This window comes from Arthrobacter sp. 10N410, from assembly GCF_056394945.1.
In genome coordinates, this window is the sequence record NZ_JBFTIP010000003.1 from 506,043 (window position 1) to 519,471 (window position 13,429).

The 13,429-nt window shown below is 70.6% G+C and carries 11 protein-coding genes; 5 read left to right on the forward strand and 6 right to left on the reverse strand.

Going from position 1 to position 13,429, the window contains the following annotated elements; genetic code table 11:
* The first annotated feature begins 7 nt into the window (after nucleotides 1–7).
* From AC1DB8_RS10075 to AC1DB8_RS10085, 3 genes are all read left to right on the forward strand, one after another.
* Complete coding sequence (locus tag AC1DB8_RS10075) at nucleotides 8–460, forward strand: metallopeptidase family protein (RefSeq protein WP_441417990.1); 453 nt, start codon at nucleotides 8–10, stop codon at nucleotides 458–460.
* Between the two features lie 29 nt (nucleotides 461–489).
* Nucleotides 490–1,410, forward strand: a complete 921-nt coding sequence (locus AC1DB8_RS10080; RefSeq protein ID WP_476892917.1) for a cation diffusion facilitator family transporter — start codon at nucleotides 490–492, stop codon at nucleotides 1,408–1,410.
* 242 nt (nucleotides 1,411–1,652) lie between these two features.
* Entirely contained in the window at nucleotides 1,653–3,083 is a 1,431-nt protein-coding gene (locus tag AC1DB8_RS10085) for a C40 family peptidase (RefSeq protein WP_476892918.1), read from the forward strand.
* Between the two features lie 27 nt (nucleotides 3,084–3,110).
* Here AC1DB8_RS10085 and AC1DB8_RS10090 read toward each other — a convergent pair whose 3' ends face one another.
* From AC1DB8_RS10090 to AC1DB8_RS10110, 5 genes are all read right to left on the reverse strand, one after another.
* A complete protein-coding gene (locus AC1DB8_RS10090; RefSeq protein ID WP_441418174.1) occupies nucleotides 3,111–3,956 on the reverse strand; it encodes an ABC transporter permease in 846 nt (281 codons plus the stop codon).
* A gap of 7 nt (nucleotides 3,957–3,963) precedes the next feature.
* Nucleotides 3,964–4,902 (reverse strand): ABC transporter ATP-binding protein, encoded by a 939-nt coding sequence (locus AC1DB8_RS10095; protein ID WP_441418175.1) that lies wholly within the window; start codon nucleotides 4,900–4,902, stop codon nucleotides 3,964–3,966.
* 83 nt (nucleotides 4,903–4,985) lie between these two features.
* Nucleotides 4,986–6,128: a LolA family protein gene (locus tag AC1DB8_RS10100; RefSeq protein ID WP_476892919.1), complete on the reverse strand. Its 1,143-nt coding sequence runs from the start codon at nucleotides 6,126–6,128 to the stop codon at nucleotides 4,986–4,988.
* A gap of 60 nt (nucleotides 6,129–6,188) precedes the next feature.
* Nucleotides 6,189–8,996 (reverse strand): PEP/pyruvate-binding domain-containing protein, encoded by a 2,808-nt coding sequence (locus AC1DB8_RS10105; RefSeq protein WP_476892920.1) that lies wholly within the window; start codon nucleotides 8,994–8,996, stop codon nucleotides 6,189–6,191.
* A gap of 47 nt (nucleotides 8,997–9,043) precedes the next feature.
* The gene (locus AC1DB8_RS10110) at nucleotides 9,044–10,081 is read right to left on the reverse strand and encodes a universal stress protein (RefSeq protein WP_476892921.1); all 1,038 of its coding nucleotides are present in this window, start codon (nucleotides 10,079–10,081) and stop codon (nucleotides 9,044–9,046) included.
* 379 nt (nucleotides 10,082–10,460) lie between these two features.
* Here AC1DB8_RS10110 and AC1DB8_RS10115 point away from each other — a divergent pair, with 379 nt between their 5' ends.
* Nucleotides 10,461–11,114: an FAD-binding protein gene (locus AC1DB8_RS10115; protein ID WP_476893036.1), complete on the forward strand. Its 654-nt coding sequence runs from the start codon at nucleotides 10,461–10,463 to the stop codon at nucleotides 11,112–11,114.
* Nucleotides 11,115–11,135: 21 nt separating this feature from the next.
* On the opposite strand, the gene AC1DB8_RS10120 is transcribed toward AC1DB8_RS10115, so the two are convergent.
* The gene (locus AC1DB8_RS10120; protein ID WP_476892922.1) at nucleotides 11,136–11,813 is read right to left on the reverse strand and encodes a copper resistance CopC family protein; all 678 of its coding nucleotides are present in this window, start codon (nucleotides 11,811–11,813) and stop codon (nucleotides 11,136–11,138) included.
* Nucleotides 11,814–11,925: 112 nt separating this feature from the next.
* On the opposite strand from AC1DB8_RS10120, the gene AC1DB8_RS10125 reads away from it, so the two are divergent.
* Nucleotides 11,926–13,368: an NCS2 family permease gene (locus AC1DB8_RS10125; RefSeq protein ID WP_476892923.1), complete on the forward strand. Its 1,443-nt coding sequence runs from the start codon at nucleotides 11,926–11,928 to the stop codon at nucleotides 13,366–13,368.
* Nucleotides 13,369–13,429 lie beyond the last annotated feature (61 nt).

Consider the following 13,429-nt stretch of genomic DNA (forward strand, 5'->3'; position numbering starts at 1 on the left):
TCCGGGTATGCCCGCATCACTCCCTCCCGGCCTGCCGATCGTGCCCAGCGGGAACGACGACGCAGGCCACAACCACGACCGCCACCACGGACCGTTCCCGATGTCCGAGGACGAATTCGAAGCCGCGGTGGGCGACGCCCTGGACCGGATCCCGCCGGAATTGGCGAAGACCATGAACAACGTGGCGGTCTTCATCGAGGACGACTACACCCCCCAACCGGACGAGGACCCGGACACGGTTCTGCTGGGCCTCTACGAGGGCGTGCCGCTGACCGAGCGGGATTCCTGGTGGGACGCCGGTTCGCTGCCGGACCGGATCACCATCTACCGCCAGCCGATCCTGGACCTCTGTGCCTCCCGCGAGGACGTGGTCGAGGAAGTGACGGTCACCGTGGTCCATGAGATCGCACACCACTTCGGCATCAGCGACGAACGGCTGCACGATCTCGGCTGGGGCTAGCCGCCTCCGGTGGGACTAGCCTTGGAATCATGGGACACGACCACAGCCACTCACATGGGATCACGGCGACCGGGAAGCACCGCAAGCGCCTGATCGCCGTGCTGGGCATCACCCTGTCCGTGGTCCTGATTCAGGTCGTGGGCGCCCTCGTTTCCGGTTCGCTGGCCCTGTTCGCCGACGCCGGGCACATGCTCTCCGACGCCGCCGGCGTCTTCATCGCGCTGCTGGCGGCCTGGATTGCCGCGCGGCCGGCGAGCGATGCGCGGACCTACGGCTACCAGCGGGCGGAGGTCCTGGCCGCGCTGGCCAACGCGCTGGTCCTGATCGTCATTTCCGTGGTCATCTTCACCGAAGCCATCCGGCGCCTTGGCTCGGCTCCCGAGGTCCACACCGACGTTATGCTGTTCGCCGCCGTCCTGGGCGCGGTCGCCAACCTGGTCTCGCTGATGATCCTCCGCGGCGCACAGAAGGAAAGCCTCAACGTCCGCGGAGCGTACCTGGAAGTCCTGGGCGACCTGTTGGGCTCCTTCGCCGTCATAGTCGCGGCCATCGTCATCATGGTCACCGGCTACCAGGCCGCTGACACCATCGCCTCGATCCTGATCGCGCTGATGATCCTGCCCCGGGCGTGGCACCTGCTCCGGGACGTCGTGGACGTGCTCCTCGAAGCCACTCCCAAGGGCGTGGACGTCCAGATGATCCGCGAACACATCCTGGCCGTCGACGGCGTGGTGTCCGTCCACGACATCCACATCTGGACGATCACCTCAGGGGTGCCGGTCTTCTCTGCCCACGTGGTCGTGGAGGACGCTGCGCTGGGCGCCCGCGGCGCCGACAGGGTGCTGGACAAACTGGTCACCTGCCTTGGCTCGCACTTCGACACCGAACATTGCACCTTCCAGCTCGAACCGGCCACCCATGCGGAACACGAGGCGCACCAGCACGCCTGACCGGCCGGCGCAGCGGTCTACGGGTACATCTGCCCCGCCCCGGCACCCGCCGCAATGCTCGACACGCCCCTGCGAATGTGACCAAATGACATTGTTGTTGTTTATGTTATTGATGTGACTCTTGTTGCCAAAGTGGTATTTGGCACGTAGCCTCGTCCCTGCTGGGCGATCCGCAGAGGGGCTTTTTCATGCGCCAATTTCAGACCTCGCTCGCGCCAGCCTGACTGCAACGAGGTTTTTCCATGAGTTGGACCGGACCCGGCGGCAGGGCCGCCGCCCTGTGCACCGCCGTCGTACTGCTCGGAACGTTGGCGATCCCCGCCCAGGCCGCCCCGGCCGCCACGAAGTCGGTCCCCGGCCTGAGGATGCCGGCCGCGCCGGACCTCCCGACGCCCGCGGACATCGCCGCGGCGAAGGCCAGCGAAAGCGCGACGGCGGATCAGGTCAACCGGATCGACCGGATCCTGGCCGACGCTTCCGCGGCCAAGGAGGCCGGCCTGGCCACCTCGCTCGCCGCCAACAACGCCTACGTCGATGCCCTGGTGGAACTCCAGATCCGGCGGGATGCCGCCGAGCTGGCGGAAGCCAAGGCCGCCGCCGCCGAGTCTGAGCAGAAAAAGGCGCGCAAACTGATTGGCCAACTCGCCGGTGATCTCTACCGCAATGGCGGGATGACGCCGGCGCTCGGCAACCTGGTCGGCGGGAACGGCGAGGCGCTGCAACAGGCCGCCACGCTGGAGGCGGTGGCCGCCTGCCGCACCCGCGCCTTCCAATCAGCAGAGACCGCCGCTGCCGCCGCCCGGTCGTCGAAGGATGCCGCCGCCGAGGCCGACCGCGCCGCCGATGATGCTGCCCGCACCGCGGAGTCCCGCAAGGCCGACGCCGAACGCGCCGACGCGGACCGGCAGAAAGCAGTGTCAGAGGCCGCGGCGCAGCGGACGGTCCTGGTCGGCCAACTCGCCACCCTTCGCAACACCACCGTGGCGCTCGAATCAGCGCGGGTGGACGCACTCGACCGGCAGCGCCAGCAGGCACGGCTCGCGGCCCTGACACGGGAGGCGGCGCCCACCGGACAGCCTGCCCGGGCAGCGCAGCCGGCACCGGCCACCCCGGGCCGGCCGTCCGGCACGACGCCCAGGCCGCCCGCACCGCCGGCCTCAGCCGCGCCGCGGCCGGCGCCGACCGTCCCGGCGCCACGGGATCCCGCGCCCGTCCCGCCGTCCCCGGCTCCTCCGCGGGCCCCCGCGCCGGCCCCGCCGCCTCCGGCCCCGGTGGCCCCGGTCCCGGCCCCGGCCCCCGGCGGTTCCAACCAGACAGCGCTGTCCTCGGCCATGGGCAAGGTGGGCGCGCCCTACTTCTACCAATACGGCGGAACGGGCGCCTACGGCTTTGACTGTTCCGGTCTGGTCCAGAACGCGTTCGCCGCGGCCGGCAAGAGCCTGCCCCGCACCGCCGCCGAGCAGTTTGCGCAGGCGCCGGTGAAGGTGCCGCTTGCCGCAGCGCAGCCTGGGGATCTGCTGGTCTGGGGCTCGGCCCCGGGGTTCTACCACGTGGCCATCTACCTTGGCGGGGGCCGTGTAGTGCAGGCGCTGAACCCGGAGAGCGGGATCACCGTGACGGACCTCGCGTCCATGGCCGGGATGCAGCTCTACCCCTACGCCGCCCGGTACTGATGCCCGGAACGGCGTCGCCCGGATGCCCTAGGAGAGCACGTCCTTCGTAGTGAACCGGGCGTAGGCGAGGGCGCCGAAGACGGCCAGATAGCCGCCCTGCAGCAGGGCATTGGCGGCGAACGAGTCCCAGACGATGGGCTGGCGCAGTAAGTCGGCGAAGTCGAGCCAGCGGTGGGTAAAGAGCCACGGGTGCAGCCACTCCAGTTGGGGCAGCGCATCGGCGACCTGGGAGACGACGGCGAACACCACCGTTGCCGCCATCGCGCCGACGGGCACGTCCGTGAGGGTGGACATGAACAGGCCGATGGCGGACAGCCCCACGAGGGACACGGCCAGATAGGCGGCAATCAGCAGCAGCCGCCCCAACGCCTCGGCGGCGCCGATCGAGTCCCCTGACAGCAGGGTCACGGGACCCACCGGGAAGAGCGCGGCGCCGATGCCTGCCCCGACCAGGGCCACCGTGAACGGGGCCGCGACGGCGAACACGACCGCGCCCGCGAACTTGGCCACCAGCAGCCTTCCCCGCCCGGCCGGGGCCGCCAGCAGGTACCGCAGGGTTCCCAGTCCTGCCTCGCCCGCCACGGTGTCCCCGGCGACCACCCCGATCGTGAGCGGGAGGAACAAGGGGACGGCGACCAGCATGGCCGTGACGCCGGCGAACAACCCGTTCTGGCTGATCCGGTCCAGGAACGCGGGCCCGCGCCCGGGCGGCACCGCCGAGGAGAGCCGCACGGCCACGGCGATCAGCACCGGAATGGCGGCCAGGGCGAGCAACATGGCCCAGGTCCGGCGGCGCCGGAACAGGACCCCCAGCTCGGAGCCGAGCAGCCGCAGGGTCGGGGCCGTGGCAGGGCCCGCTGCCCCGCCCTGCACCGTCGAATCACTGGGCAACGTCGAACCCCTCCCCTGTCAGCTCGACGAAGCGGTCCTCGAGGCTGCCCTGTTCCACGGTGAAGCCGCGGACCCGGACGTCGGCCGCTACGAGGGCCGCCACCAGCTGTTCGGGCGTGGGGGCGCCTCCGGCGGGGCCGGAAGGCAGCGGCGCATAGAGCACCTCGCCCGCGGCTGCGGATCCCCCGCCGTCGGGCTGTCCGCTGCCAGAACCACCGCCGTCGGGGGTCAATCCCAGGCCGGCCATCACCCTGGCCGCGGCGCCGGGGTCGGGCGTCAGCAGCCGGACCCTGGACTGCCCGGCCTGCCGCAACCCCGCCAGCGGGCCCTGGGCCACCAGGCGTCCGGCACTCATGATGGCCGCGTGCGTGCAGATCTGTTCCACCTCGGCGAGCAGGTGGCTGGAGACGAACACCGTGGCGCCGTCCGCGGCCAGGGACCGCACCAGGTGCCGCACCTCGCGCGTGCCCTGCGGGTCCAGGCCGTTGGTCGGCTCATCCAGCACCAGGAGCTCCCGGGGTGCCAGCAGGGCATTGGCGATCCCCAGCCGCTGCTTCATGCCCAGCGAATAGGCCCGGACTTTCTTGTCCGCGGCGTGCGCCAGGCCCACCCGTTCCAGCGCGGTGCGCACCCGCGCGCGCCGCGTCCCGGCCTGGGCCTCCGGATCGGCGGCGTCGAAGCGCAGCAGGTTCGCGGCTCCCGAGAGGAAGGGGTAGAAGGCCGGCCCCTCGACCAGGGCGCCCACCCGCGGCAGCACGGTGCGCAGTTGCCGCGGCATCTCCTCGCCCAGGACGCGGACCGAGCCGCTCGACGCAGCTGCGAGGCCCAGCATGATCCGGATGGTGGTGGTCTTGCCGGAGCCGTTGGGGCCCAGGAAACCGAAGACCGAGCCCCGGGGTACGGCCAGGTCGACGCCGTCGACCGCCATTTGCCGGCCGAAGCGCTTACTCAAGCCCCGGGTCTCGATGCTCAGTTCGGCGGACGGCAGTTCGGGTACCGGCGCGACGGCGGTCACCGGGCGGCAGCCGCGGCCTGGAGCCGTTCCAGCGGGACCGACCCGGCGAAGACGCGGCCGTCGTCGAGGATCAGCACGTTCAGCAGGGCGGTCGAAAGGAGCCTGCCGCCGGCCACGGGCACCGTCGCCTGGGCCAGCAGCGACGCCGCGCTCCCGGGGCCGCCCTGCTGCTCCGGCCCTCCCTTGGCCGGTGCTGCCTTGGTCAGGGAGCCAGCCGGCAGTTCGACGACGGATTCCCAGCCGGTTCCGCTGACTTTGACCTTGTCCTTCGACGCCGTGCCGGGGGCCTTTGTGGCTGTGCCCGGGGCCTTCGTGGCAGTGCCGCGCTTTTCCTTGGCGCCGGTCGCTTTGTGGTCCGGGACCGGGAGCTCCTTGACGGTGGCACCCGGCGGCGGGCTGAACTGGAAGATCGCGGCGTCCGGCGCCTGCAGCGAAAGTTTAGTGAACGCGACGCTGAACGCCGGATCGGACTGGCCGCGGGCCTTCACTTCAACGCCGAGCGGCATTCCGCTCTGGCCGTCCACCGAAATCGAGACGGAGGCCAGCAGCGTGGCCGTGGACCTGGGGGTGAGCACCAGCTGGTAGGCGGCGCGGCCGGCGACCTCAACATCCGTCCCGACGCTCACATTGCTGCTCCGGTCGAGGGCGGCGAGCAGCTTGGCGGCCAGGCGGTCCGGGGTCGGCACGGATTCCTGTCCGGACGGGTGACGGCCGCCGGCCGGGAGGACCGCGTGCGCGGCGGTGTTGTCCTTGGAGTTGTAGAACCAGAGCTGGTCGCCGTGCCGGATGACGTCACGTTCGGCGAGCCGGTCCAGCACTTGGATGCGGGCGTTGTCCGCCCCGTCGCGGTAGACCCGGGCCGTGTGCGGTCCCGTCAGCAGCTCCAGCCAGGCGGTGTCACCGGACGCGGTTCCCGGGCCGGTTTGGGGAAGGTCCGGCAGGCCCAGGTCCGAGGTCTGTTCCAGGGTTCCGGAGAAGGACGGGTCGCGGTGCTGGGCGATCAGCTCCAGCACCTGCTCGGGTGATTTGGCGGGCAGCGGGTCCCCCGCGCTGGCCGGCAGGGATCCCGCCAGCACCCCGGCGGCGATCACGGCGGGAACGGTTGCGGCTGGCAGCCAGCGCAACCAGGTACGGGTCATTGCGACCGCGCTCCATCTTGGCAGCTCATGTTTCAACATTACGCCCGGATGCGGCCGGCATCACCGTGTCCCGGCAGATTCCTCCGGGGCAACGCCCGCCGCTGGCCCGCCGCCGTTCCGCGGCCTGTCCGGAACGACGGTGCCGGCGGCGCCGTCGACCGTGACGGCCTGCCCGGTGACGATCAGCGAGGTGGCGTCCGGGACCCCGACGATTGCGGGAATCCCGTACTCCCGGGCGACGACGGCGCCGTGCGAGTTGGGGCCGCCCATTTCCATCACGAGGCCGCCGGCAGTCAGGAACAGCGGCGTCCAGCCCGGATCCGTGGAGGGTGCCACGAGGATCTCGCCGGGCTCCAGCCGCGCCCCCTGCGGCTCAAGGATGACGCGGGCGCTGCCGGTGACGGTGCCGGCCGATGCGGGCGTGCCGGTCAGCACTCCGGGGGTTCCTGCCCCCGCCCCGGCGGCGCCGTCCTGCAGCGCCTCCGGTTCCGTCCCGTCCGAGAGCAGCACCCGCGGAATGTGGCGGCGGCCCAGTTCGCGGGCATAGGCTGCGCGGCGTTCCGCGACGAGGTGCTGCAGCTGGCTCCCGGCGAGGCCGTTACGGACCTCGATCAGGTCCAGGAAGAAGACGTCGTCCGCGTCCGTGAGACGTCCGGACGCCACCAGCTCCGTCCCGATGGCCTGGAGCTGTCCCCGCACCGCGGCCATCGCCTCGACGATGTGGTACTTCGGCAGTTCGCGCAGCCCGGCGAACATCCGGGTGCGCTTCAGTGCCGCCCGCACGAGCGCGGCCCGCAGCCTGCCCCGCTCCCCCGCGGCGGCGACCAGTCGCTCCACCTGGGCCTCGGCGTCGCGCGCCGCCTTGCTGAACTGCCGGTCCGGGGCCTGGCCCGGATCCTCCAGCCGCAGGTAGTTGGCCAGGACGCCGAGGAGGTGGGTCGGATCGTCGGACCAGCGGGGCATCCCGAGGTCTATTTCCGCCACCGCCCGGTGACCGTAGCGGCCCAGGAAGCCGGCGATCCCGGATTGCACGACGGCGGGCAGTGTCCGGTCGCGGTAGCGGCGGACGAGGTCCGGCACGACGGCATCATCGAAGCCTGCGCCGTCGAAGACGGCGGTTGCGCTGGCGTCGGCCCGGATGGCCGAGGCGAGCCGCCAGAGGGCCAGGTCCATTTCGGTGGTGACGTTGTTGGGCAGCCCCCGCAGGACCGGCTGCAGCGCACCTGGGCCGCCGGCAGGTCCAAGCAGCCTGCCGGCGGCCGCGAGCAGGGCAAAGCCCAGGGCCGGCAGCGGGAGGACATTGGGCACCACCGGGAAGAGCTCCCGGCCCAGGATGCGCTCCACGTGGTCCAGCCGCTGCACCGCGGTGGACCCGGCGGGGACCACCAGGGTGCCCCGGAACCGTTCGCCGAACTGTTCCACCCGGCACCGCGCGGCCTTGGGCCTGAACAGGGCACGAAGCAGCGACCCGGGCACCCTGGCCCGCGCCGCCACGGGGCCGATGTGCCGCAGCAGCCGCCACGGGGACCTGCTGGTGACGGAAAACCGGGGGTCCCCGAACAGCTCCCGCAGCACTGCCGCGGAGCGGGCTTCCATCACGTCGAAAACCCGGGGCACGATGGCCCGCCCGACGGTGCTGCGCACCACCGGGGTCAGGTCGAAGAAGAGCCGCTGCCCGGCCTGGACATACGGCGTCGGCCCGTCGTGCGGTGCGGGAACCTCGAAATGCGCCGCCCGCGCCACGGACGAGGCGATCAGCCGGAAGCCTGCCAGCCCCATCGGGGTCAGTGGCCGGGTCAGGCCCTGGGCCAGGCTGAAGCAAAGGTAGACGCGGGTTCCATCGCGGACCGGCGCCCGCTCCGGCCGCTCCGGCAGGGGGTAGAGCGTGGTGATGGGGCGCGACTGCGTCAGCCATGCCGCTCCGCCGCTGTCGATCGCCCATTCGAGGTCTTGCGGCGCCCCGAAGTGCACCTCCGCGCGGCGGCCGAGCAGCTCCAGGCCCAGGAGCTGGACGTCGTCGACACAGGGCTGCTGGCCCGCGCCGGACCGGAAGGTCCGCTCGGTTCCGCCGCCCGGCACCGGCCGGATCACCACCGCTTTGCTCCCGATCCGGCGCTCGAGAATTCTCCGGGTGCCGCTGTCAATGACGAAGTGGTCCGGGTTGACCGCCCCGGACACCACCGCCTCGCCGAGGCCCGGGCTGGCATCGATGACCGCCTCATGCCGCCTGCCGGTGACCGGATTGGCGGTGAACAGGACGCCGGCCACGGCTGCGTCCACCATCCGCTGGACCACAACGGCGAGCGACACGGCCGCCGGACTGATCCCCTGGATGGCGCGGTAGCTCACGGCGCGGTCGGTCCAAAGCGAGGCCCAGCACTGCCGGACGGCGGCCAGGACCGCGTCGGCGCCCACGACGTTCAGGAAGGTGTCCTGCTGTCCGGCGAAGCTGGCGAACGGCAGGTCCTCGGCGGTAGCGGACGAGCGGACCGCCACCGGGGTGTCCGGTCCCAGCGCCGAATAGGCCTCTCTGACGGCCTCGGCAATGTCGGCCGGGATGTCCACGGCCAGGACCAGGCGGCGGGCGGTGGCGGCCAGTCCGGCGAGTCCGGGAAGGTCCCCCGGTGCGGCCGCGGCCAACCCGGCGTGGATGGTTTCGAGCCCTGCACCCGAGGTGGCGCGCCGGTAGGCCTGTGTGGTCAGGCAGAAGCCGGCCGGCACCGGGAGCCGTGCGCGCAGCAGTTCGCCGAGGTTGGCGGCCTTGCCGCCGACGGCGCTTAGCAGCTCCGCGCCGACCAGCTCCAAGCCGAGCACCAGCCCCGGGTCCGGCTCATGCCGGGGCGCGTTTGGAACGGGTAACTGCTCCACCTGCCGGCCCTCCCTTCACTGGGGAAGCGCGTGCTCCCGGATCCGGGCTACGAGTCGCCGAGCATCGGTCCGAAGCTGGGCCGGTCGGCCAGCCGCGGGTCATCCCGGTCCGGAACCACCATGACGGGGCCCTTCGCGTGGTGCAGGATGCCGTCCGAGGTGGATCCCAGCAGCATCCCGGCGAAGCCGCCGCGGCCGCGGGTGCCCACCACCACGAGTTCCACGTGCCGGCTCGCCTCGACGAGGATGTCGATCGGCGACCCGTCGACGAGCTGGGTTTCGACGTCGAGCTGGGGGAAGTGGCTCTTAATCCAGGCCACGCCGGCGTCGAGCTGGACCCGGATATCGGCAAAGAGGGCCTCGCGGTCCAGCGGGGCCGGAACCCAGGCAAGCGAGCCGCTGTACTGCGGAACGGCGCAGACCAGGCGCAGCGGCGCGGAGAGGCGTTCAGCCTGGGCGGCCGCTTCGAGGACCGCCACCCGGGCCTGCTCGGAGCCGTCCACGCCCACCACCACGACGTTTTCCACCGGCTGGTGGCCTGACTTTTCCCGTTCGGCCCTGACGTGTTTGTCCTGCGTGGTTTCGCCCAGCCGGTCGCCGCAGATCAGCGGCACCGTGACCGTGGGGCATTTGGCGTGGGCGGGAAGAGCGCTGCTGACCGAACCGAGGAGCCGGCCCACGAAGCCGCCCCGGCCGCGGGTTCCGAAAACCAGCAGCTCGGCGGTTTCCGTCATTTCCAGCAGGACACCGGAGGCGTCGCCATTCTCCACCGAGGCATCGACGTCGATGGAGTACCCGGCGACCTTGTCCAGCGCCTGCTTCAGGATGGCCTCCGCGCCCTCGCGGATTACCGAATCGTCCACCGTCGCGTACCCGCCGTCCAGCCCGGACGCGGCAAAAACCGGCACCGAGTAGGCGGTCACGATGTGCAGCGGACGGTGCCGGCGCTCGGCTTCCCGGGCCGCCCACACCAGGGCGCAGTGGCTGTGGTCCGAGCCGTCCACACCGACCACTATGCCCCGAGGAGCGGAGCCGTGGCCGGCGGCGTCCCCCGCCGGATCCGGATGCACCTGTTCTCGGGCCATGGGGTCCGCCTCCTCGCGTTACGTGGCTGTGTTGCGGCTATTCTGCCAGAAGAGTCAGGCCGCGGCTTCCACCCGGGACGCAGGCAAGGTTTACCCAGTGTTTGCACGGCCTCCGTGGCCCCGGAAACCCGCGGATCATTGGTTAATGCGTCTGCCGGAACCCGGACAAACCGGCGAAAACCCGCATAAATACAATGTCGGGCCGGCCCTGTTCACAGCCCGCAATCTTGGGTATCCTCTGAGGCATTGCTGAACCGAGACTCGTCTTTCAGATCGCAGCCTCCCCCTGTGGAGTGCGTCGGGACGGATCGCCGGAAAAGCGTTCCGGGCATGGGCCCGGAATCCGCATCATTCGAGGAGGGACCCCGCAGTGTCGAGCATGCCTGTGTACGGCGGAATCGAACGGACCAGCACTGTGGTCATCGGCACGGGCCTGTCCGGGCTGGCGGTCGCCAGCGAGCTGCAGCGCCGGGGGGTTGAAGCCATCGTGGTGGACGGCCTGGATCTGCTCGGGGCCGGGAACCCGGCCAACACTTCCTCGCTGCAGCGCTGCGACGCGGCGGACGCAGCCACCCTCCGGGAGCGCAACGAGATCCTGCGCCACCTGCGGAACTACGCAGCCAGCCACCACCTCGATGTCCGTAACAACGTCCGCGCGCTGCAACTGGACCACCTTGACGCGGATGGCCCGGCGGACGCCAGCCTGGACTTCCAAGGAACCGCGCAGCCGGCACAGCAGTGGGCCGTCAGCACCCCCAACGGAATCCTGTACGCCGACCATCTGGTCCTCACCCGCTGCGCGCACAGCCAACTGCGCCGCATGCTCGCTGAGCTGGGGGTTGCCGCGGGCCAGAACCTCATGGCGGCCATGCACGCACTCGGCATGTACCTCGTCGGCGTGGGCGAGCTGATTACCCCCACGCCGAAGGAAGTCCTGCGCCAGGCCAAGCTGGTGGGCCAGGCGATTTCCGCCAAAGTCCATCCGGAAGGCATGCCCGCGCTGTTGTCCGCGGGGCTGGCGCTGCCAGCCTAGGAGCCGTCTCCCGCCTCCAGCCTAGCTCCGGGGTCCCCCGGTGGATTCGTCCGGGTTGGTGGCTGTGTCGGCGTATGTCTCGGCGTCGCCATAGCCGTCTTCGTCGTCGCCGCCATTAAGCCGCCGCTTTGCCATCAGTCCCAGGGCCACCAGGATGCCGACTGCCACCGCCACGAAGATGACGATGCTCCACGGAAAGGGCTGCGAGGCGTCCGGCGCCGGCGAGGGGGCGATGGTCGCTCCCGGCTGGGCGGTACCCAGCGTCGGGACCGTGCCCGGCGCAGGTGCGCTGCCGGCCGCCGTCGCGCCTGCCGCCGCGGTAAAGGTGAAGGTGCCCTCTATCGGGTGGCCGTCCGAACTGGCCACCCGCCACTGCACCGTGTAGAGCCCGGCCGGCGCGCCCGCCTTGAGCTTTTGCGAGGCCACGTTGTCCACGATGTCCACACCGCCATCGGCCCAGTTGCTGCCGGTGGCGTCGCTGACCTTGATCTGTGTGCCGAGGGCGAGCGGATGATTGCTGAGCGTGATCGCAACCGCTGCCGGCGGGGTGGGCACCGTCGCGCCGGCGGCGGGGCTGGTCGACTCCACGGCGTCGTGGGCCGACGCCGGACCGGCAGCCAGGAGGGCTGAGCCCAGCAGGACCGTGGCCGCCACGATCAGGCCCAGCAGGGCGCCCGGAAGTTGTCGGATGAAACGCATGGCTGGCCTGCTCCTTGTGTTGGCTTCCTTACAGACTAGGCGAGTTTGGCGGGTGGGCGCCGTCACGCCTAATAGGATTTAGCTAACACCCCTTTTCCCTCCCGGAGGACCAATGCTTAAGCAGGGCTCTGCACTCGACCGGTATTTCAAGATTTCCGAGCGGGGGTCGAACTTCTCGCGCGAGATCCGTGGCGGGTTCGCCACGTTCTTCGCCATGAGCTACATCGTGGTGCTGAACCCGCTGATCCTTTCCGGCCCGGATTCGTCCGGCGGAACGCTCGGCTTCCCGGCCGTCGCCGCCGTGACCGCCCTCGTGGCTGGCATCCTGACCATCCTGATGGGAGCCTGGGCCAAGCATCCCTTCGCGCTGGCAACCGGCCTCGGCGTCAACGCCTTCGTGGCCGTCACCGTCGCCACCAACCCGGGCCTGACCTGGCCGGACATGATGGGCCTGGTGGTCCTCTCCGGCGTCACCATGCTGATCCTGGTGCTCACCGGTTTCCGGACCGCCGTGTTCCGGGCGGTCCCGGAAGGGCTGAAGACGGCGATCGTCGTCGGCATCGGCCTCTTCATCGCCCTGATCGGCCTGGTCAACGCCGGCTTCGTCCGCCGCATCCCGGACGTCGCGGGCACCACGGTCCCCGTCGGCCTCGGCTTCGACGGCAAGCTGCTGGGCTGGCCCACGCTGGTGTTCGTGATCGGCCTGGTCCTGACCATCGCCCTCGTGGTGCGCAAGGTCAAGGGCGCGATCCTGATCGGCATCATCACCTCCACAATCCTGTCCGTGATCCTGGAATTCACCCTGCACATCGGGCCCAGCTTCGATGGCAAGAACTTCAACCCGCAGGGCTGGTCCCTCGTGGCGCCCAAGTTCACCGAATGGGCCGCCCCGGACCTGTCCCTGATCGGCAAGGCCAACCCGTTCGGCGCCTTCGAGCACCTCGGCTTCGTGGCCGCGACCCTGCTGGCGTTCGTGATCCTGCTGAGCATCTTCTTCGACGCCATGGGCACGATGGTTGGCCTGGCCACCGAGGCCGGCACCATCGACAAGGACGGCAACATCCCCAACGTGGACCGCGTGCTGCAGATTGACGCCCTGGGCGCAATCGTGGGCGGCGGCGCGTCCGTCTCCTCCAACCAGATCTACGTCGAATCGGGCGCAGGCATCGGCGAAGGCGCCCGCACGGGCCTGGCCTCGATCGTCACCGGCCTGCTGTTCCTCGTTGCCATGTTCTTCACCCCGCTGATTAACCTGGTGCCGTTCGAAGCCGTGGCTCCGGCGCTCGTCGTCGTCGGCTTCATGATGGTCTCCCAGGTCGGCAAGATCGACTGGCTGGACTGGGGCATCGCGATTCCCGCGTTCCTGACCTTCACGCTGATGCCGTTCACCTACTCGATCGCCAACGGCCTCGGCGCCGGATTCATCTCCTTCGTGCTGATCCGCCTGGTCCAGGGCCGCGCCCGCGAGGTGCACCCGCTGATGTGGGCCGTGGCCGCCGCGTTCCTGCTGTTCTTCGGGATCGGCCCGATCGAGGCCGCGCTCGGCATCCATTAAGGATCCCGGACCGACTCCCATCCGCCGAGATGGCATTTCGCGGCAGTGTTTTTGGAAAACA